Origin of the sequence: Brevibacterium sp. BRM-1, from assembly GCF_026802075.1 — a bacterium.
In the GTDB taxonomy this organism is placed as follows: Bacteria; Actinomycetota; Actinomycetes; order Actinomycetales; family Brevibacteriaceae; genus Brevibacterium; species Brevibacterium rongguiense.
Genome location: NZ_CP113788.1, coordinates 829,131 through 848,786, shown reverse-complemented (window position 1 = coordinate 848,786; position 19,656 = coordinate 829,131). Strand labels below are relative to the sequence as shown.

The 19,656-nt window shown below is 65.8% G+C and carries 22 protein-coding genes; 5 read left to right on the top strand and 17 right to left on the bottom strand.

All coding sequences use genetic code 11. The features are described 5' to 3' along the window. Positions 1–91: 91 nt before the first annotated feature. The 4 genes from BRM1_RS03755 to BRM1_RS03740 form a co-directional block, all read right to left on the bottom strand. Complete coding sequence (locus BRM1_RS03755) at positions 92–3,238, bottom strand: type I restriction endonuclease subunit R (RefSeq protein WP_268528374.1); 3,147 nt, start codon at positions 3,236–3,238, stop codon at positions 92–94. Beyond that, positions 3,235–3,969: an abortive infection family protein gene (locus BRM1_RS03750; protein WP_268528372.1), complete on the bottom strand. Its 735-nt coding sequence runs from the start codon at positions 3,967–3,969 to the stop codon at positions 3,235–3,237. The genes BRM1_RS03755 and BRM1_RS03750 overlap by 4 nt, the downstream gene beginning before the upstream one ends. 68 nt (positions 3,970–4,037) lie before the next feature. After that, positions 4,038–5,093 carry a restriction endonuclease subunit S gene (locus tag BRM1_RS03745; protein ID WP_268528370.1) on the bottom strand — a complete coding sequence of 352 codons (1,056 nt, stop codon included), beginning with the start codon at positions 5,091–5,093 and terminating at the stop codon, positions 4,038–4,040. A 56-nt stretch (positions 5,094–5,149) separates the two neighbouring features. Further along, positions 5,150–6,718 (bottom strand): class I SAM-dependent DNA methyltransferase, encoded by a 1,569-nt coding sequence (locus BRM1_RS03740; RefSeq protein WP_268528362.1) that lies wholly within the window; start codon positions 6,716–6,718, stop codon positions 5,150–5,152. A 226-nt stretch (positions 6,719–6,944) separates the two neighbouring features. On the opposite strand from BRM1_RS03740, the gene BRM1_RS03735 reads away from it, so the two are divergent. From BRM1_RS03735 to BRM1_RS03725, 3 genes are read left to right on the top strand one after another with little or no spacing between them, the layout of a single operon-like run. After that, positions 6,945–7,493 carry an antirestriction protein ArdA gene (locus BRM1_RS03735; RefSeq protein ID WP_268528359.1) on the top strand — a complete coding sequence of 183 codons (549 nt, stop codon included), beginning with the start codon at positions 6,945–6,947 and terminating at the stop codon, positions 7,491–7,493. An 18-nt stretch (positions 7,494–7,511) separates the two neighbouring features. Beyond that, positions 7,512–7,703 (top strand): hypothetical protein, encoded by a 192-nt coding sequence (locus BRM1_RS03730; protein ID WP_268528357.1) that lies wholly within the window; start codon positions 7,512–7,514, stop codon positions 7,701–7,703. Next, complete coding sequence (locus BRM1_RS03725) at positions 7,700–7,900, top strand: hypothetical protein (protein ID WP_268528354.1); 201 nt, start codon at positions 7,700–7,702, stop codon at positions 7,898–7,900. The genes BRM1_RS03730 and BRM1_RS03725 overlap by 4 nt, the downstream gene beginning before the upstream one ends. Here the strand turns inward: BRM1_RS03725 and BRM1_RS03720 are convergent. Next, the gene (locus BRM1_RS03720; protein WP_268528351.1) at positions 7,884–8,180 is read right to left on the bottom strand and encodes a helix-turn-helix domain-containing protein; all 297 of its coding nucleotides are present in this window, start codon (positions 8,178–8,180) and stop codon (positions 7,884–7,886) included. The genes BRM1_RS03725 and BRM1_RS03720 overlap by 17 nt on opposite strands. 110 nt (positions 8,181–8,290) lie before the next feature. On the opposite strand from BRM1_RS03720, the gene BRM1_RS03715 reads away from it, so the two are divergent. Further along, positions 8,291–9,043 (top strand): hypothetical protein, encoded by a 753-nt coding sequence (locus BRM1_RS03715; protein WP_268528348.1) that lies wholly within the window; start codon positions 8,291–8,293, stop codon positions 9,041–9,043. Positions 9,044–9,169: 126 nt separating this feature from the next. On the opposite strand, the gene BRM1_RS03710 is transcribed toward BRM1_RS03715, so the two are convergent. Then, a protein-coding gene (locus BRM1_RS03710) for an IS3 family transposase (RefSeq protein ID WP_442864339.1) occupies positions 9,170–10,434 on the bottom strand; the annotation gives its coding sequence in 2 pieces (ribosomal slippage) (positions 9,170–10,092 and positions 10,092–10,434; 1,266 coding nt in all). 150 nt (positions 10,435–10,584) lie between these two features. Between BRM1_RS03710 and BRM1_RS03705 the strand changes: the two genes are divergently transcribed. Continuing rightward, positions 10,585–10,785, top strand: a complete 201-nt coding sequence (locus tag BRM1_RS03705) for a hypothetical protein (protein WP_029212094.1) — start codon at positions 10,585–10,587, stop codon at positions 10,783–10,785. A 51-nt stretch (positions 10,786–10,836) separates the two neighbouring features. Here the strand turns inward: BRM1_RS03705 and BRM1_RS03700 are convergent, their stop codons facing one another. The 11 genes from BRM1_RS03700 to BRM1_RS03650 all read right to left on the bottom strand — a co-directional run bounded on the left by BRM1_RS03700 (position 10,837) and on the right by BRM1_RS03650 (position 19,631). Then, positions 10,837–11,469, bottom strand: a complete 633-nt coding sequence (locus BRM1_RS03700; RefSeq protein WP_029212093.1) for a vitamin K epoxide reductase family protein — start codon at positions 11,467–11,469, stop codon at positions 10,837–10,839. Further along, on the bottom strand, positions 11,462–12,139 hold the full coding sequence (locus BRM1_RS03695) for a DsbA family protein (protein ID WP_029212092.1): 678 nt from the start codon (positions 12,137–12,139) through the stop codon (positions 11,462–11,464). Before BRM1_RS03695 ends, BRM1_RS03700 begins: the two co-directional genes overlap by 8 nt. Positions 12,140–12,235: 96 nt before the next feature. Then, positions 12,236–12,583: a DUF3703 domain-containing protein gene (locus BRM1_RS03690; protein ID WP_240483987.1), complete on the bottom strand. Its 348-nt coding sequence runs from the start codon at positions 12,581–12,583 to the stop codon at positions 12,236–12,238. After that, positions 12,580–13,374 (bottom strand): cation diffusion facilitator family transporter, encoded by a 795-nt coding sequence (locus tag BRM1_RS03685; RefSeq protein ID WP_311966736.1) that lies wholly within the window; start codon positions 13,372–13,374, stop codon positions 12,580–12,582. Before BRM1_RS03685 ends, BRM1_RS03690 begins: the two co-directional genes overlap by 4 nt. Then, positions 13,371–14,270, bottom strand: coding sequence for a cation diffusion facilitator family transporter (locus BRM1_RS03680; RefSeq protein ID WP_029212089.1), 900 nt, complete (start codon positions 14,268–14,270; stop codon positions 13,371–13,373). The genes BRM1_RS03685 and BRM1_RS03680 overlap by 4 nt, the downstream gene beginning before the upstream one ends. Next, entirely contained in the window at positions 14,267–14,665 is a 399-nt protein-coding gene (locus BRM1_RS03675; RefSeq protein WP_154594515.1) for an ArsR/SmtB family transcription factor, read from the bottom strand. The genes BRM1_RS03680 and BRM1_RS03675 overlap by 4 nt, the downstream gene beginning before the upstream one ends. A 97-nt stretch (positions 14,666–14,762) precedes the next feature. Next, positions 14,763–15,578 (bottom strand): IS21-like element helper ATPase IstB, encoded by an 816-nt coding sequence (gene istB, locus BRM1_RS03670; RefSeq protein ID WP_154594513.1) that lies wholly within the window; start codon positions 15,576–15,578, stop codon positions 14,763–14,765. After that, on the bottom strand, positions 15,578–17,263 hold the full coding sequence (istA, locus tag BRM1_RS03665) for an IS21 family transposase (RefSeq protein WP_268528330.1): 1,686 nt from the start codon (positions 17,261–17,263) through the stop codon (positions 15,578–15,580). Before istA ends, istB begins: the two co-directional genes overlap by 1 nt. A 151-nt stretch (positions 17,264–17,414) precedes the next feature. Next, complete coding sequence (locus BRM1_RS03660) at positions 17,415–18,011, bottom strand: hypothetical protein (protein ID WP_268528328.1); 597 nt, start codon at positions 18,009–18,011, stop codon at positions 17,415–17,417. After that, on the bottom strand, positions 17,953–19,221 hold the full coding sequence (locus BRM1_RS03655) for a relaxase/mobilization nuclease domain-containing protein (RefSeq protein WP_268528327.1): 1,269 nt from the start codon (positions 19,219–19,221) through the stop codon (positions 17,953–17,955). Before BRM1_RS03655 ends, BRM1_RS03660 begins: the two co-directional genes overlap by 59 nt. Further along, positions 19,218–19,631 (bottom strand): hypothetical protein, encoded by a 414-nt coding sequence (locus BRM1_RS03650; RefSeq protein ID WP_268528326.1) that lies wholly within the window; start codon positions 19,629–19,631, stop codon positions 19,218–19,220. Before BRM1_RS03650 ends, BRM1_RS03655 begins: the two co-directional genes overlap by 4 nt. Positions 19,632–19,656: the final 25 nt, after the last annotated feature.

The window sequence follows — 19,656 nt, the reverse complement described above, 5'->3', positions numbered from 1 at the left end:
TTCCTCCTCGATGACGTGTGTAAAGGAAGAGCGCGAGGCACGCCCCGAGCGGCATTACGGGTTGAATAGCCCTGCATCGCGTTGATCGACATCAGCGCACCCCCCGCTCTGACACTCCGCCTGCGAACGCTTCTGCTTGTTCCAGCACAAGCTCGATCGCTTTGGCCTCTGCGTCAGGCGGATAGTCGTACTTCGCGAGGATGCGTCGCACCTTCGATCGCATCGCGGCCAGCACGGACTCCTTGAGGTTCCAGTCGATGGTTGCCGACTGACGGACCGACTTCACCAGCTCCTGCGCGATCTGCTTGAGCGTCTCGTCACCGAGCTCCAAGACCGCAGCGTCGTTCTGAACGACGGCGTCATAGAAAGCGACCTCGTCTTCGCGCAGCCCGAGCTCCTCGTGCCGCTTCTGAGCGTCGCGCATCTGCTTCGCGAGCTTCACCAGCTCGGCGATGATTTCAGCGGTCGTCAACGAACGGTTCGTATAGCGGTTCACGGCCTCATCGAGCATCTCCGAGTACTTGCGCCCCTGGACGACGTTCGTTCGCTGCACCGTACGGATCTGGTCGTTCAGGAGACGCCGCAGCAGCCCCATCTGAAGGTTTGGCTTGTCCTTCTCCGCAAGCGAATCGAGGAACTCATCGCTGAGGATCGAGATCTCAGGCGTCTCGATCCCGGCGAGCTTGTACACGTCCACGACCTGATCAGCAGTGACCGCCTCGTTGAGAAGTTGACCGAGCGCGGTGTCGATCTCGACCGCGCCCGAACCGCCTCGGCCGGAGTCGGGGTTCTGGATCTTCAGAATCGCTGCTCGGACGTCCGTGAACAGTCGGACATCGTTCCGGACCGCGGCTGCCTCGTCGCGCGCGCCCGCCAGCGCGAACGCCTTCGCCAGAGCCAGGACCTGGTCATTGAATCGCGAGGTCCGGTCTGGGTCCGCCATGACGAAGTCGAGGACCTTCGCGTACTCGTTCAACCGCTGCGAGGCTGTCAGCTCCGGGGAAGAGTCAAACTGGACGCCGTGAAGGAGCCCGCACACGATGTCGTGCTTCTCCAGCATCACCTGGACCATCTCGTCGATGGGCACGCCAGCCTGATCGCGGTCGGACGGCGAGTACTCGCTCAACGCGTTCTGGAGGTTCGCGAACACTCCGATGTAGTCGACGATCAGCCCGCCAGGCTTGTCGCGGAACGTCCTGTTGACCCGAGCGATGGCCTGCATGAGCCCTGCGCCCTGCATGGTCTTGTCGACGTACATCGTGTGCATCGACGGGGCATCGAAACCCGTCAACCACATATCGCGAACAATGACCAGTTCCAGCGGGTCGTCCGCGTTCTTCGCCCGCAGCTTGAGGTCCTTGCGCACGTCTTTCGAGTGGATGTGCGGTTGGAACTCAGCAGGATCAGACGCGGACCCGGTCATGACGACCTTGATCTTGCCCTGGGCAGGATCATCTGAGTGCCAATCCGGCCGCAGGGCCACGATCTTCTCGTAGAGCCGCACCGCGATGCGGCGGCTCATGGTGACGATCATGCCCTTGCCGAACAGCGACTCGCGCCGCTTCTCCCAGTGCTCCACGATGTCACGAGCTACGAGGTCAAGTCGTGCCTCCGCTCCGACGACCGCCTCCAGCCGCGACCAACGTGACTTCGCAGCTGTTGCTGTGTCTTCCTCGACGGACTCGGTGATCTCGTCGGCGAGGTCGTCGAGGGCTCCCAAGTCAGCTTCCGACAGCTCGATCTTTGCCAGCCTGGACTCGTAGAAGATCCGGACAGTCGCGCCATCCTCCACGGCTCTTGTGAGGTCGTACACATCGACGTAGTCGCCGAACACAGCCCGGGTGGACTTGTCGTTCGACTCGATCGGGGTGCCGGTGAAACCAAGGTAGGTTGCGCCGGGGAGCGCGTCGCGCATGTGCTTGGCCAGCCCGGACTTGAGACGTCCCTGCCTGTCAAGCGTCTCGCTGAAGCCGTACTGGCTCCTGTGCGCCTCGTCGGCGATCACGATGACGTTCCGACGGTCAGTGAGCACGGGGTTCGTGTCCCCGTCCTCGCCCGGCGCGAACTTCTGCAAGGTGGTGAACACGATCCCACCCGACGCGCGCTTCAGTTTCGCTCGCAGATCCGAGCGCGTTGCCGCCTGCACCGGCGTCTCAGGAAGAATGCGGGCCGGGGCGAATGTCTCGCCGAACAGTTGATCGTCGAGATCGTTGCGATCAGTGATGAACACCAGCGTCGGGTTCGCCATGCGCGGGTCGCGCATGATCTTCGCGGCGTAGAACACCATCTCGAAGCTCTTACCGGAGCCCTGGGTGTGCCACACCACGCCGCCGCGACGGTCGCCATCAGGGCTTGACGCTTGCACCGTGGACTCGACGGCAGCGTTGACCGCCCAGTACTGGTGGTACTTGGCCACACGCTTCACGAGCGCCCGCGTCGGCTGCCCCGTCGACTTGTCGGTGACTGTCTCGTCGCTGAACACCACGAAGTTCTTCAGCAGATCCAGGAACCGCTTCGGCTCGAAGACCCCCTTAATGAGCACTTCAAGCGCCGGAAGGCTGCTGACAACCTCGCGCCCCTCGATCGTCTTCCACGGCGCGTAGTGCTCGAATGCGCCCGAGTAACTGCTCATCGCCGCCGACGTGCCGTCAGAGATCACCGTGACTGCGTTGGGCACGAACACCGACGGGATGTCATGGCGGTAGGTCTGCACCTGGTTCCACGCCGACTTCAGCGTCGCGTGCTCAGCGGCCGGGTTCTTTAGCTCCAGCAGCGCGAGCGGGAGCCCGTTGACCATCACGAGCACGTCAGGGCGGCGGTTCTTGCCGTTCTCAACGATCGTGAACTGGTTGACAGCCACCCAGTCGTTGTTCTCCGGCTCGTCGAAGTCCACAAGCCACAAACGCGTCGTTCGCAGCAGACCATCATCCCCGCGATGCTCAACCGGTACGCCCTCCGTGATGAGCTTGTGCAGGCGAGCGTTCTCGTCAATAGGGCTCTGTGACTCGGCACGCTGCACTGTCTTCAAAGCCTCTGCGATCAGCGCGGCGTCCGTATCAGGGTTGATCTGCCGAAGCGCGTCCCGCACACGCCCCCACAGCACGACGTCCTCGTACGACTCCCGCTCAGCGCCAGGCTCTCCCGGCGCGATCTCAGGTCCGTGCACACGTCGGTAGCCCAGCTCGGCGAAGTACTCCAGAGCGGCCTGCTCGATGACGTTCTCGTTGAAGCTGCTCATGGCTCGCTCCTCGTTGCGGCAACCGACGTCGGTGCGCCGCGTTTTGCTAGGTATACCTCGACCAGGAAGCTCGCGACAGTCTTCGCCGAGTTCACCGCCACTCGGGCATGTCGATCCTGTGGCTGCACATGACGCGCATGCCCGTCACTCGCCATGTTCCGGATCGCTGCCAGACCGTTGACGATCTGGACCAGGCCGCGTGCGATCTGCTTGAACCCTTCGTCGACCTGGTCGTCCTTGTCGTCGATCCGAAGAATCTTCGCGACCGCCTTGTACTGTCGCTGGAGGTCACCGGCATAGTTCCCGCTCTGGCCTGTCAAACGAACCTCCAGCTGTTCCAGCACCGCCTCAACCAAGGTGCGCGACACGGTGATCGCCCCTTCGAGGTCTGCGGCTGCGAGACGACGCTCCGCCTTGCCGGACAGTTCTCGGACATACGCCAGCGTAAGAATGTTCGGTGCGACTGGCGCAGCACTCAGCGGAACGGCGACGCCTTCCAGTCGCGACACGATTCCGCGATACTTGTCGATCGAGGCACGTTGGTCGTCTCCGTCTTGCTCGCCTCTATACTCGAGAAGTGCATGGAGAACACGCGCACATTCCGCCGTTGACGCAGAACGGAGGAAAGCGCGTAAGCGCTTGGCTTTCGAGAGACCTGTCTCTTCCGGCTCGATCTCGACATCGAGGTCAGCAAAGAACTCCGCGAAAGTACGATTGCTGAAATCGAGCACGTAGCCACCCCCCATGTCGAGGACTTGTTCAACGATGCGGAGATCAGCCCCGCTAAGGCTCGATGGACTCATTTTGTCCCCACCGGAGCACGTAGACGGCCAGAGAGCAGTTCGGGCAAGAGTGCATCACGGAGAGCGGAAAGTCGGGCTGACTCTGCACGTAGGCTTTCCGAGCGCTTTAGCATTGCGAGCGCCGACTCTTTCAGCACTGTCGGTGCACTCGTAAAGTCGGGGACTTCGATCGCCAACACGTCGTCGGGCTTGACTCTCTGATGACTACCCGACGTGCCGGTCACGCGCTTAGGCATCTCACCGCGGAAGAAGGGATCACGAAGTGCTAGCCATACTGCGGCTAGCCGCAGTTCGTCCTCGGCGGTCAATACGAGGAACTCGGTAGACGCCAGCGCCGGGAGCTCCGAGAGGGCGGAGACCCACCACGTACGATTGAACCTTGGGTTGAGCCGCGAAAGAAGAATTGCCCGCTTCGGCACCTTGAGTTTATTGCTCATAATCGACGATGCTGCGACTCTCTCGGGCCTGGCGTCCCTGTCGAACGCAGGAAGGCTGAGATGGTCGACCTGGGTGTTGCCGAGATTCGAGGGGTTCAGCGACTCCTTGACTGGGGTCGCGATGTGGCCCAATGGGACCGTTGGAAGTGTTTCTCTGCGTTGCTCTGAGTATGAGTCGAGTAAATCGGAGATTAGTGCAGCCAACCGCAGGTTCGAGGCGATCTTGTTGTCAAGCGCTCCGAGCGTCGCAGCGATGGCCTGTTGAGTCCTCAGCGGAGGGGCCGGTACCTCTACGGCGGACAGGGAGGCCTGGCTCAGTTTGGGCTGTGCGGAGCCAGTGATATAGCCCGAAATGTCGGCTGCCTCGAGGGCGTAAGACAAGAACCTCGTGTCATTCTCGCTATTGCCCTGAAGCACATGAGCGTGATTATTTACCCAGAATCTGCCGTCGGCCAGGAAAGAGACAGGAGTCCTGCGGCTCCGGAGATTCTCGCCATCCTCCGCTACGAGTAGGTGAAGGCCCTCAAATAGGTATGAGTCGACGAAATCCACAACCCCACTCGCGCCGTAGTAGGGGTAGGGACCCCGCCGCCTGTCTGAAGCTTTGACGGGCACGCGTTTCCGATCGAGGTTGATTACTAATTGGCCTAACGGGCGGTAAGGAACCTCTATCACGACTTCAACGCCCCTACTCGCTGCCGAACCTCGTCTTCCAGTTCCCGCCCGCGCTCGAACTCCACGAACAGTTCCTTCGTGAGGCGATCGATCTTCTCGTCGATCAGTTCGTCACCGACCTCCGCCTCCGCAGCGCCGACGTAGCGACCTGGCGTGAGTACGAAGTCGTGCTTCGCGATCTCCTCGACTGAGACCGACTTTGCGAAACCGGGGACGTCCTCATAGTCGCCTTCGTGGTTACGCCACTCGTGGTAGGTGTCCGCGATCTGCGCAATGTCGTCGTCCGATAGCACGCGCAGTCGTCGCGACTGCATAGCTCCGAGCTTGCGGGCGTCGATAAACAGCACCTCCCCTTTGCGTGCACGGTGACCATTGCCGTCACGACCCTTGGACACGAACCACAGCGACACGGGGATGCCTGTGTTGAAGAACAGCTTGTCTGACATCGCTACGATGCAGTCGACCAGGCCCGCCTCGACGAGCCGCTGACGGATCTCGCCCTCGCCACTGCTCTTGGAAGACAGTGACCCGTTGGCGAGCACGAAGCCCGCTGTGCCGTTGGGCGCGAGGTGGTGGATGAAGTGCTGAACCCAGGCGAAGTTCGCGTTGCCCTTCGGCGGTGTCCCGTACTTCCACCGAGGGTCGTCGGCGAGCTTCGCATCCCACCAGTCAGAGACGTTGAACGGCGGGTTAGCGATCACGTAGTCAGCGCGGAGATCCTGATGCAAATCCTCGGTGAACGAGTCCGCCGAGTGCGAGCCCATGTCAGCTTCGATGCCCCGCAGCGCGAGGTTCATCTTTGCGAGCTTCCACGTTGTGTCGGTGAACTCCTGGCCATACACCGAGATGTCGGTGCGCTTGCCTCCATGGGCCTTCACGAACTCAGCCGACTGCGCGAACATACCGCCCGAGCCCGCGGCGGGGTCGTAGACGCGACCCTTGTAGGGCTCCAGCATCTCCACGAGCGTCCGGACGACGGAGCGTGGCGTGTAGAACGCTCCGGCGTCCTTGCCAGTCTCTTTGCCCGCGAACTGGCCCAGGAAGTACTCGTACACGCGGCCGAGCACATCGTCTGCGCCGTGATCGTCGGTCTCGGTGAAGCCGATCGACCCGATGAGATCTACCAGCTCACCGAGGCGGCGTTTGTCGAGCCCGTCCCGGCCGTAGTTGCGTGGGAGGACACCACGCAGGGAGGGGTTCTCCTTCTCGATGAGGTCCATCGCCTGGTCGATCTGCTGGCCGATCTCAGGCTGCTTGGCCACCGACTGCACGTAGCCCCACCGAGCGAGGGATGGCACCCAGAAGACGTTCTGACTCGCGTACTCGTCCCGATCCTCCAGGAACGACTCGATCCGCTCGGGCTTGATGCCCTCGGCGGCCAGCTCGTCCTTGAGCTGCTCGCGGCGCTCCTCGAACCGGTCGGAGACGTACTTGAGGAACACCAGGCCCAGCACGACGTGCTTGTACTCGCTGGGCTCCTGGTTGCCCCTGAGCTTGTCAGCGGCATCCCACAGTGTCTGTTCGAGCGTTTTCGCTGGCTTCGCCTTCGCGGCCCGTCTCGCCATAGTTCGTACTCCTTCGCGCGAGAAACGCGCCTTCGTTTGCAATTTTCAGCTCCATCTCAGGATACCGAGCACCACGGGCATCGGAGGGTCTCCAGGCAGCTGGCGCGCCGCGGAGCGGCGCCCGGGGGTCGGTGTGAGAGCGGTTGACGCGGCGTAAGCGCGTCATTTCATCAGAGCCTGACTGCCTGTCGCGTTCGCCGCTCTCCTCGACCTGAGGAGGAGATCCATGGCTACGAACACCTTGGACAGCACGCCCCGAGTGTGGGTCGGCTGCCTGCACTGCTACAACTCCGGACGCCTCGTCGGCGAGTGGTTCGACGCCGTCGAGGCGGCCGAGGTCACCCTGGCCGACGTGCACCGGGGCGCGGGCGGTACCCGCGGCGGTTGCGAGGAGTTGTGGTGCTTCGACCACGAGAATCTGCCCGTACGCGGCGAGATGAGCCCGTACGAAGCCGCCCAGTGGGGCAGCTCGCTGGCATCAGTCCCGGAGCACCAGCGCGAGGCGTTGTGCGCGTGGGTGAGGAGCGGTGACTACGTGGCTGAGGGCACGGGCGACCTGCCGAGCATCCCGGACTTCGAGGACCGCTACTGCGGCGAGTGGGAGTCGTTCCGCGAGTACGCGGAGGAGCTGGCCGACGGTACAGGCCTCCTGTCGGGAGTTCCCGAAGACGTTGCTCGGTACTTCGACTGGGCTGCGTGGACCCGTGACCTCGCGTTCGACTACACGGTCGAGGACGCGCCAGGAGGCGGCGTGTTCGTCTTCCGCAACCTGTGACTGGAAGGAGGTGCCCTGATGACTGATGACCAGTGGGAGCTGCGCGTGTGCGTGCAATGCGACATGCCGAGCATCGCCAAGCGGGTGCTCATCGTGGCAGAAGACATGAGCGTGAGCCGGGTCTACTACTGCCCGGAGCACGGACCGCTGTCGATCGCAGTGGTGGTGGACATGCATGCCATCCGAGACCGACGGAGGGGAGAAGCATGAGTGCCGAGTCAAGCGCGTGCAGTCATGCCCTGGCGTTCAACTGGTGGCGGGGCTGCTCTGAGCTTTCTGACGAGGAGGCGCGCCTGCACGACCTGCTGGCGTTGCACCGGGCGACGGTCGAGCTGATCCGTGATCAGCGGGATCTGCTCGGGTACTACGACAGCGACGAGGAGCTGGGGATCAGCTCTGGTCCGTGACGCCGTCCTCGTCCCAGGGGCCGCCTGTGAGGAACTCCAGCGGGTCGACCTCCAGCGTCCGGGCGATGTGGTCGATCGTCTGGAGCTGGAGGTTCATCTGCCCGGTCTCGATGCGCCTGAGGTAACGGACGTCGAAGCCGAGTAGCTCGGCTGCCGTCTCTTGCGTCATGCCCTTGTGCTTGCGGTAGGCGCGCAGGTTGCGTCCCACGTACTCCTGGAGGGGGCGGGCGAGGACGGGGAGGTCGACTCGCTCCGCATCGAGGCGTTCATCTTTAGGCACTCTTTCAACAGTCAGCCTGATTCCCGCCCTTTACCAGGGTATTCTGATACCCGGTAGACCCGTGCCTGTTCGAGGGGAACACCAGACCAGAGACGAGAAAGAGAGCCCGTATGCCACGCCGCAAGACCCTGCCCACCGCCCTCACCACAGCAGCGGCCGTCACGGCGCTGATGCTGGCCGGCTGCTCGTCCTCGCCCACGGGAGAGGGCGCGAACGGTTCCGGCTCGAACGAGGGCAAGCCCTCGCAGGCGCAGTCGGCCACGGTCTACGACTTCCCGCTCAACGGCATGGAGCCCGTGGGCAAGGGTGAGCAGCTCACCGTGGTCCTTCCTGACGACCTCAAGCAGGCGGCAGGCAAGGAAGCCAGCAGCGTCGTGGTCGAGAGCTTCACCGTCTCGTCCCACACGTTGCAAACGTCCGAATACTGCGCCGTGGACATCAGCGTCGAGTTCGTCTCCGACGACGCGAAGAAAGGGCTCCTGAACTCCTACAACAAGGTGGAGAACCTGAGCGACGGCACCGACGGGCAGAAGATCGCCCACGCCACGCTGTACCGGGGCGAGATCGCCACGCTCGACGAACTCGATGAGACGAACCCAGAGGAAGGGATCTACGCCGCCGACGACGGTTCGCAGATCGTTCAGGTCGCCGACTGCGCGTCCTCACCGCAGGACGACGACGCTGACATCACACTCGGCTTCAGCTACCCCGGGACCCGCAACTCCCTCGGCGACTCGTACGAGGTCTACAAGGACTTCGCGACGGCAAACCTCGCCGTCATGACCGACGGCAGTGTCTCGGTCGCCTCGACGGACACCGGCGACTGGACGCGTGACAGCTCTGGGAAATGGATCAAGGACTGATCCGACCACGCCCCAAGAGAGCAACAACCCCGCAGCCATTCGGCTGCGGGGTTGTTCTTTTCCTCCGAAGGCTGACTATGTCAACTCGAAGGGGGCCTACCCCCGGTTCGTGGACACGGGGGTTGTTTACGCTGCGAGCGCCAGCGTAGCGGTGTAGGCGCGCTCGTAGGCGTTCGGGGAGAGGTAGCGGCACCAGGAATGGCGGCGCTTGGTGTTGTAGCGGGTCAGCCATCGGAACATCTTGCGGCGGCAGGACAGCTCGTCGGTGAAGCACGCGGCGTCCCGGAGAACCTCGCGCTTCAGCGTCGCGTTGAATGACTCTGCCATCGCGTTGTCGGCGCTGGTGCCGACGGCTCCCATCGACTGGGTGACGCCGAGTTGCTGGCAGAGCTCGGCGTAGGCCTTGGAGGTGTAGACCGACCCGTGGTCGCTGTGGAAGATCGCTCCTGCCAGAGATCCACGGGTCGCGGCGGCGGCCTTGAGCGCGTCGGCGACGAGGTCGGTGCGCATGTGATCGGCGATGGCCCATCCCACCAGACGGCGGCTGTAGCAGTCGATCACGGTCGCCAGATATAGGTTCCCGCCGCCACTGGCCTCGGACAGCGGCAGGTAGGTGATGTCGCCGACGTAGCGCTGGTTCGGCGCCTCGGCGGTGAAATCCCGTTTCAGCAGGTCAGGAACGACCTGGTCGGCCGGTTCGGGCACCGTCGTGCGGTGCTTGCGCTTCTTGACGTACCCGCTGAGTCCGGCCTCCCGCATCACGCGGGCGACCCGCTTGTGGTTGACGCGGTCCTCGGGCGCGGCCCCGTCGTTGAGCTCGGCCGTGATCCGCGGGACGCCTTGGGCATCGTCCTCCGCGTGGATGATGCGGATCCGCTCGAGCAGCTCGCCATCGGAAGCGGCCCGCGCGGACCGAGCTGGGGTGCCTGTCTGCCAGGCGTAGTAGGAGGAGCGCTCGATCTCGACGAGCTCGCACAGTCGCTTCACCGGGTAGGTGGTGGAGTTCTCGGCGACGAACTGGAAGCGACTCACCAGCGCGTCTCCCCGGCGAAATACTTCGCGGCCTTCTGGAGGATCTCCCGCTCTGTGGTGAGCTTCGTCGTCTCGGCTCTCAGCTGGGCGTTCTCCGCCTCCAGCCGTGCCACGCGCTGCTCGAGCGGCTCATCAGGATCCGATGTGGAAGCCGTCGGCGCGGACCGCAACGGGCTGTCTGTCAGCGTGCCGTCAGCCGCCGTTTTCTTCCCGGTCCCGTGAGTCTCCAACCACTGCCGCAGCGTTCCCCGGACGATCCCGAGGTCCTCCGCGATACCGCGGAGCGTCGCTCCCGGAGTCGACTCATACAGGTCGACCGCCTGCCGGCGGAACTCCTCGGAGTAGTTCTTTCTGGCCATGGTTCATAATCTCGCTTCCCCAGCCAATGCTGGAATCAGCGTGTCCACGAACAAGGGTCAGGCCCCCAGTGGCCCCATGGTGACGGCTTGATCTGGCCCCGGCCGGTGGTGGTACGGGCGTGATGGCTTGTCACGCCCTCGGACTGGGGGGTGCCGTTCATCCTCGCGGCGGCCGGGATCGAACGCTTCGCACGCGTGTCGGGTTGGGTGCGCGACCGCCATCGCCTCGTCCAGTTCGTCGGGGGCGGGCTGCTCGTCGTCGTGGGCGTGCTGCTACCCACCGGTGTCTGGGAAGACCTCACCCGATGGCTCCAGGCCGAGCTCGTGTCGGGCTTCCAGGTGCCGATCTGAGGCATCTGGCGACCATGGCGGTCGGATCGCGACCAAGGCCGCGAGCAGCGTTCAGCTGCCGAGCGTCACCCAGTAGTCCCAGAACCGGACAGCGATGAGTGCGGCGATGACCACGAGCCATACCGTGATCACGCTGGGACTGTAGGACGCGACCTGCCGAAGGCGCGCCGGGAACGGAATCCGACCGGTTCTGACGTTCTGGGCGGTGGTCGTGACGAACGCGGTGATGGCCGCGACCCAGACGATCATGCAGTAGGGGCACAGGGCGCCGATGCGGTACAGGCTCTGGAGGATCAGCCAGTGCACGAACACGACCCCGAGGGTGGTGCCGGCCTGGATGCCCCACCAGAACCATCCCGGCAGTGCCGCCCGGGTGAGCAGGACCACGCCGATGGTCAGCAGGGCCGTGAACCCGGCGACGCCGAGGATGGGGTTGGGGAACCCGAACGCGGCGGCCTGGTCGGTGTTCATGACCGACCCGCAGGACAGCACCGGGTTGATGCTGCAGGAGGGCACGTAGGCCGGGTCCGTGAGCAGGGCGATCTTCTCGAGGAGCAGGACGAACGCGGCGACCAAGCCGACCACGCTGGCGAGCGTCAGGACCCAAGCCGTGCCCCGACCCACGATTCGGTCCTGCTGGGTCGTTGCTGGTGCGTCTGCTCGGCCTGGTGCCGGTTCAGCCATTGAGGGCGGCGTCGATCTGGTCGCGGAAGTCCTGGACCGAGGACGGCTGCAGCTTCTTGCCGTTGAGGAAGAACGTGGGGGTGCCTTCCACGCCGAGGTCGAGGCCGTCCTGCCGGTCCCGTTCCACCCGCTCCTGGGTGGCCTTGGCGGCGACGGCCTTGTCGTAGGCGGCCATGTCCAAACCGAGTTCTTGGGCGAACCCGCGGAACAGGGACGCCTTGGAGTCCTGCTGCTCACCCCACGTCTCCTGCGTGTCGTACATGCGCTTGTACATGTCCTCGAACTTGCCCTGCTGGGCAGCGGCCTCAACAGCCAGAGCGGAGTTGACTGCGTTGGCGTGGCTGGGGATCGGGAAGTAGCGCACGACGAAGTCGACCTTGCCGGCGTACGTGGTGCGCAGCTCCTCCACGACGGGGTAGGCCGCACGGCAGGACTCGCACTCGAAGTCGAGGAACTCGACCAGCGTCACCTTGCCCGTCCCTGCGGCTCCGAGCCGGTGGCTGTCGTCGCGCACCAGCTTGCCCGTCCCCGCCCCGGCTCCGGTGGCCGCACCGGCGGCGTCGGCGGGGTCGGCCTTCTTGGGTGACAGTGCCAGGGCTCCAGCGATGAAGGCCACGAGCAGGGCGACGACGGCGGCGGAGACGAGGGCGTTGCGTTTCACGGGTGTCACAGGGGTCAGCTCCAGGTAAGTCAGGAAGGGCAGGGGGCTCGTGGGGCGAACGGGTCGGGGGCCCGGTCAGGTTCCCCGGGGTGGGAGGAAGCCGCGTCAGCGGTGGGTGAGGAGTTCGGCGAGATCTTGCGGGACGGGCATCGGCTGGGTCAGCGGGACGGTGGCGCGGCCGGTGTTGCCCTCGGGGTAGCGCCCGAGCGCGGATCCGGGTGCGGCGACTAGCAGCCGCAGGACCTGCCCGGCGGCTTCGCGGCGGTCGTGCTCGCTCCACGCCAGAGCGAACATGACCGCGTGGGCGCGGGTGTGCGGCCAGGCCCAGGGTTGGGACAGGATGTGCGCCCGTTCCAGCGCCGCCCACCGTTGCCCGCTCGTGGTGGCCGTGCGGGCGTGGCGCAGCTCGGCGTCGAACGCCGCACGGATCTGGGCTGGCATGCGGCGGCTCACGAGTGGTCCTCGCGCCGGGCGAGGGTCACGGGGGTGGGTGCCGCCTGTCGGTCCGCTGCCTGGTCGACGCCGCTCGTCGAGGTGGTGCAGCAGTCATCCGCGGCGCATTGCGAGGCTGAGGTCGTGGTGTCGGTGTCAGCACCGGCCCCCATGGCAGAGAGCGCCGCCGGGGCGCAGCAGTCGTCACCCTGCCAGTTCTGCCAGCCCTCGCGGGCCGCGACGGCCGCGATGACCAGGGCAGCGAGCGGGTCGGCCCAGAACCAGCCGAGGGTGGCGTTGAGCACCAGGCCGACCAGCAGCACCGCGGACAGGTAGGTGCACAGCAGGGTCTGGGTGCCGTCGCCCTCGACAGCGGCCGAGCCAAGCTCGCGACCGGTGCGGCGCTGCCACACGCTGAGGAAGGGCATCACCGCCAGGGAGGCGAGGGCCAGGCCGATCCCGACGGGGCTGGAGTCAGGGCGGGCGCCGGTGATCAGGGCGTGCCCGGCCTCGACGGTGAGGTAGGCGGCCAGGGCGAAGAACGAGATGGCGATGAGGCGCTGCGCCGCGCGTTCCCGGCTCTCTGGCAGGCGGTGGCGGAACTGCCACAGGATCACCAGCCCGGAGGACACCTCGACCAGGGAGTCCAGGCCGAACCCGACCAGCGCGGAGGAGCCGGCGATATTCCCGGCGGTGATCGCGATGACGGCCTCGACGGTGTTGTAGGCAACGGAGGCAGCGGCGAGCAGCTGGGCGCGGCGCATCAGGGTCGCGCGCCGTTCGGGGGTGGTCAGGGCGGTCCATGTGGTCACCAGGTGACCTCCTTGCATCCGGTGTGGGTGTTGGGTTCGACCTGGAGGGTGGCGTGCTCGACGCCGAAGCTGGTGAGCATGACCGTTCGGGCGCTGTCCAGGACGGCGTGCGCGTCCGCGCCCTCACTGGTCATCAGGTGGGCGGTGGCCACGTTCATCCCCGAGGTGAGGGTCCACACGTGCAGGTCATGCACGTTGCTCACACCCGGGACGGCTGCCAAGGCGGCTTCGACGTCGTCCGGTGCCATGTCCGCGGGCGCGTGCTGCCCCAGGACCGTGAGGACCTCCCGGCCCAGGATGATCGCGCGGACGGCGACGAAGATGGCGATGGCCAAGGCGATGCCGGTGTCCCACCACGCGTTTCCGGTCGCGGCCACCATGACCCCGGCGACGATGACGCCAACAGAGCCGACGGTGTCGGCGACGACCTCGAGGTAGGCGCCCTTGACGTTCAGGCTGTCGCTGGCCCCGCCGCGCAACAGCAGCAGGGCGATGATGTTGACCACCAGGCCGATGCCGCCGACGATCAGCATCGGCCCCGAGGCGATCTCCGCCGTGGCGCCGATGCGCCCGATGGCCTCCACCGCGATGTAGACCGAGACCCCGAGCATCAACAGGACAGCCAGGCCGGAGGCGAACACCTCGGCACGGTAGGACCCGAACGTGCGACGACCGGTGCTGTCCGGGCGAGAGGCGATCCGGGTGGCCACCAACGCCGCACCGAGCGCGACCACGTCGGCGGCCATGTGCCCGGCATCGGAGAGCAGCGCCAATGACCCTGACAGCAGACCTGCCACCAGCTCGACGACGAAGTAGCCGGCGACGAGGATGAACGCCAACCGCAGCCGCCACCGATGCGCCCCGCCCGCGCTTCCGTGGCCGTGTCCGTCGCTCACCGGATCGCCTGGGCTGACGCGATGCCGGCTGCTTGGTCGTGGGCGATGTGCTCCCTGGTCAGGTCCAGCAGCATCCGCACGTGGGCGTCCGCGAGCCGGTAGAACACCAACCTGCCCTGCCGGCGACCGGTCACCACCGCGGAGGCGCGCAGCATCCGCAACGACTGCGACACCGTCACCTCCTGCACACCGGTCGCGGCGGCCAGGTCGCACACGCACAGCTCACCGGCCTCGAGAAGCGCGAACAGCAACCGCGCCCGGGTCGGGTCGCCGAGGAGCTTGAACATGCTCGCCGCCCGCGCCAGCTCATCTGCCGGGAGCGTGGCATCCAGCACGAGCTGGACCTTCTCCGGGTGAACGCAGTGGACCGAACAGCCATCCAACCCAACAACCATGTCATCTGAGCGCATGATCAGATAATAGGGAATGAGCCGCCTGGGTCAAGTCCGCGAGGAGAAGCATCGAGCGATGCCCGCCCATAGAGCCGCACGGTCATACGACAACGTTGGCCCGGGCGTGGGCGAGCCGGTAGGAGTGGGTGCCGGTTTCGATGATGGTGCCGTTGTAGGTGAGCCGGTCCACGATCGCGGCGCACAGGCGGGGGTCGGTGAAGGTGTCGGTCCACCCGGAGAACGACTGGTTCGAGGCGATCGCGATGGAGTTCTTCTCTTCGCGTTCGGTGAGGACCTGGAAGAGAAGTTCGGCGCCGCGGCGGTCGAGTTCCATGTAGCCGAGCTCGTCGATCATGAGCAGGTCGACCCGGCCATAGCGGGCGATGGTCTTGGCGAGCTGTTTGTCGTCGACGGCTTCGACGAGCTCGTTCACGAGCTTGGTGGCCAGTGTGTACCGAACCCGGTACCCCTGCTCGGCGGCCGCCGTCCCCAGGGCGATGAGCAAGTGGGACTTGCCGGTGCCGGAGTCCCCGATCAGGCACAGCGGGTCGCCTCGGCGGATCCAGTCGCCCTTGCCGAGTTCGTGCACGGTCGCGGGGTTGATCGCGGTGTTGGCGTCGAAGTCGAAGTCCCCGAGCCACTTGTCCCGCGGGAACCCGGCCGCCTTGACCCGGCGCACCGACGAGCGTCGGTCCCGGTCGTCGACCTCGGCCAGCAGCAGCTCGGCCAGGAAGCCTTGGTAGGTCAGCTGCTCCTTCTTCGCCACCGACAGGGCCTCGTCGACCAGGGCCCGGATCGTGGGTAACCGAAGTCGGCGGCAGGCCTGGTCGACCGCGGCGATCGCGGCCTCTTCGGTCATCCCACGCCGGCGGCGCAACGTTGGACTGACCGGGGTGGCCACCGGTGTCGGGCTCATCAGCTGGTGCTCGCTTTCACATCAGGGGTGGGAGGGGTGGTGGTGCGTCGTCGTGGGAGCAGTTCGTCGTAGGCGACCACGGACGGGATCGGCCGGGTATCGGGTGGGAGACCGGCGATCACTGCGGCAGGGTCGGTCAGGCGGCGTTGGGTCAGACTGACAACGCGTTGCTCGCGCGTATCGCCTCGAGCAACGTGATGACGGTCAGAGCTGGCCCCACCCGTCGCCGTGGTGGTGTCGGGGGTGTGTCGGCGGGCTTCGACCGCGACGACGTCCGCGGACACCGCGCCCACGGTCAGGGCGGCGGCGATCCCGGCGGTGACCTGCTCGGCTGTGAGGGAGCGGTGGAGCAGCAGGACGTCGACGAGCTCACGCGTGCCGTCAGCGTCGCCGTTGACCTTCCGGCTGGCCGCCCAGAACGCCTCATGCGCCGAGGTGAACACCCCTGCAGCGCGGGCTTGCGCCAGAGCAGTAGATCCGGGAAGGGCGCCGGGCTTGAACCGCAACACCTCTAGGTAGTGATCCAGGACGACCCGGCTGGTGCCCCGGGCCACGACCCGTGGGTGCATAGCCACCACGGTGCGGCCCTCGAACACGACCACCTCGGTCGCGCGCAGGCTGACGCGCACGCGGCGACCGATCAGGTGCGCCGGGACGGAGTACTTCACCATCCGCACACTGATCATCGAGGACCGGTCCACGCGAGGGTTCAGCACCAGTCCCGGTTCGAACACCTCCATCGGCAGCGGCCTGAGCAGGGGTTGTTCGGCGGTGAAGTCGTGCCCGATCGTGTTCAGGCGACCACTGATCCGCCGGTCCTCGTCGGCGGCCTCCCACGCCTTGATCTGCTCGTTCAGCTGGTCAAGCGAATCGACCTCAGGCATGGGGACCAGGTGGTTGCGGCGGAACCACCCGACCGCGCCCTCGACGCCGCCCTTCTCATGGGCGCCCTCGATGCCGGACTGGCAGTAGAACGCGTCAAAGCCGTAGTGCGACCGGAACAGCACCCACCGGTCGTTCTCGTTGCGGGCACGGCCCGGTCCGTGGATGACGGCCGTGACTGCGGAGGTGAGGTTGTCGTACTTGATGTGCTTCGTGGGGATCCCGCCGATCGCGTCGAACGCCTCAATATGCCCTTGGAGGAACGCTTCCTGCGCCTGGGTGGGGTACACACGGTGGATCGCCTTCCCGGAGTGGGAGAGCCACAGGACGAACATGTAGCACTTGGTCCTCACCCCGCCCAAGACGACCCAGACCTCACCGAAGTCGACCTCGGCCTCCTCACCCGGGCCGTGGTGTTGGGCGATGAACGCCTCAAGGCGGCGTCCGCCCTCGAGGTCGATCTGTGCCCGCCGGACCCGCACGTAGTCCCGCACGGTCGAGTACGACAGACCGGTCGCGGCCTGCTCGTCGACGAGGCGAGCGAGGATCCGGGTCGCGGTATGCCGTTGCTTCCTCGGCGCGTCCAGATCCGCGCGGAGCATGCCGTCGATGGCGTCCTTGAACGGGTCCAACCGCGGTGCCGACCGTGTCGGTGCCTTCCGTGGTGCCGGCTCCGCTGATGCCAGCGCGTGCCTTACGGTGCGCCGGTGCACCCCGTGACGGCGGGCCAGTTCGCGGATCGAGATCTCCTCGACCCGCGCGTCCCGACGTATCGCAGCGAACAACTCCACACGTGATCCCATCCCAACCCCGATCCCTCGAGTGCTCTGATGTGAGCAAGGCTGGGGTGGGGCCAGATCAAACCGTCACAACCACCCCGGCGAGTCGCCAGTGGGGCCAGATCAGGCCGTCACGATGGGGCCAGATCAACCTGTCACAGTCAGAAGGCTCAGATCACCACCCGCGATAGACCTCGGCCAGCTTCTTGCCGAGCCGGTAGACGACCCAGCACACGCCGAGCGCCCCGGAAACCGTGACGACAGCGATGATCAGCTTCAGCCACCACGCCTCCGCCGCTGCGAACGACGCCCAGGCCCAGCCGAAGAGCGGTCCGACGCCGAACAGCTGGCCACCGATGCCCAGGAGCATCGCTACGGCGAGCCCCACGAGTGCCACCGGCAGCAGCGCCACGGCGACCTTGCCGACCCCTGCCCACGTCAGAGCGCCCTTGAGCTGCGCTGCGGTCCTCTCGGCCGTCTCCAGGCCCTTGGTGGCCTCCTGGAGCGACTCCTTCACCTCGGTCACCTTCTTCTCGCCGAGCGCGTCGAGGCGGCGTTCGTGGGCGCTCAGGGCCTCTTCAACGCGCTGCGTGCTGTCGGTGATCTGTGGGCCGAGCTTGGACTCCAACAGGTTCGCGAGCCCCGCAACGAGCCTGTCGTAGTCGATTCGCGGCTGGGCCTTGGAAGCTACCTCGCTCATGAGCCTGGCGTGCTCAGAGCGAAGGTCCGCGATCTGCGCCGCGGTCTTCTCCATCAAGGCGAGGGCTTCCACGTCGGACTTCTTCAAGGAGCTTCCGTCGGCGAGCTGCACGGTCTCGCTGCTCGCCAGACTCGCGCCGAGCGCGGTCACGGCTTCCTCCAGGCTCGTGAGGCGCTTCTTCACCCCGCCCAGCTTCAGAGTCGCGTCGGGCCCGTTCGAGCTTGCGCCGGAGTTCATCGACGTCGAGAGCTCCTCCACCATCGACGTGAGGCTGTTCTGCGACTCGATCAGCTGAGCCAGTACGCGCCTGTCCTCCTGCCGCTCGTTGCGCAGCTGCTCGACCAATGCGGACATCTCCGAGAGCGACTGCTCCCTCTCCTGCTGCTCGATCCTGTCCATGGCGCTCATGGCGCACCGTCCTTTCCTGGTTGTACTTGAAGATCTCCTGTGCACCCTGGTGGGTGAACTCCTCGGAGAGCGACGAGGCCTTCCTGCGCCGCTTCCTCGGCTTCTCGCCGGTGGTGTCGAGTGCCCTGTAGGTCCACCCGACCGACTCGTGGTCCTGGGTCGAGCCGTCGGCGCTGGCCTTGACGACGTGGACCTTCTCGTCCAGCTCGATGCCCTTCTCCGCCAGCACTCGCCGGTAGCTGGCGAGGTCGACTGACCGACGGTCGGCGAGCGATTCCTCGATCTGATCGCCGAGCTGGCGGTCGAACTCCGATACGGCCTCGCCCTCGCGCCGGTGCTCCCACAGCGAACGCTGGTCCACGTTGCGTGAACCGCGCTCGGCCACGCGGAGCCCGTAGTCGCGCATCAGCTCGTCGTTCTGCTTCGCCACGTGCCAGTGCATGTTGTTGCCCTGGAGCGCACGGCCCGTGACGTTGTCGTGGTTGATGACCGTGATGTGGTTGTGCGGGTGGCCGCCCGCACCGTCGACGTGCGTGATCACCAGCACGTCACTGTTGGGGTGCAGCTTCTTCGCGAACTCGTAGCCCAGGTCGTTGACCGTCTGCACGGCCTCGGGGTCGTTCGGGTCGAACTCGCTGCTCTCGAAGCTCTGGATGATCGACCGCGCCTCGATCCGGCGGCCATGGGCCGTCGCGAGTGCCTCGGCGCGATCGACGAACTCCTCGGGGCTCTCGGCGTCCACGCGCAGTGCAGCCACGCGGTCGGTGCCCTCGGTCTTGTTGCGCCGGTACTTCTCGGAGCCCTTCGCCCCGTACAGCTCGTACTCGACCTTGGGCCGGGTCTTGGCGATGCGCTTGGAGTTGGTGACGCTCATGCCGCCCGCCTCGTCCCACCCAGCTCGTCCTCGACGCGGCGCAGCACGTCCGTCAGCTGAGCGAGCACCGCCAACGCCGTCGGACTGCCGAGCGTTGCGGCACCGTCGCTGTGCACCTTGCGCACCAGCTGGTTGAAGTTCACGCCGATGCGGTTCACTTCGACGCGCAGCTCTCGCAGAGCAGGAGAGTGCGCCGTGACCCCTTCGGGGTCCGCGATCGCTGCCGCGATCGCCGTCGGCACGACCCCGCCCTCGATGACATCGAGGACGGAGGCACGCACCAGTGCCGACGGAGCGACCCCCATCGCAAGGGCTCGCCGCCTCACGCGTGCGAGTTCTCCTTCGTCGAACCGCACGGTGAGTCGCTCACCCTTACTCGGCGGCCGCGTGTCTGGGTTGTTGCTTGCCATGTGATTCCCTCCTCCTTCGTCGTCG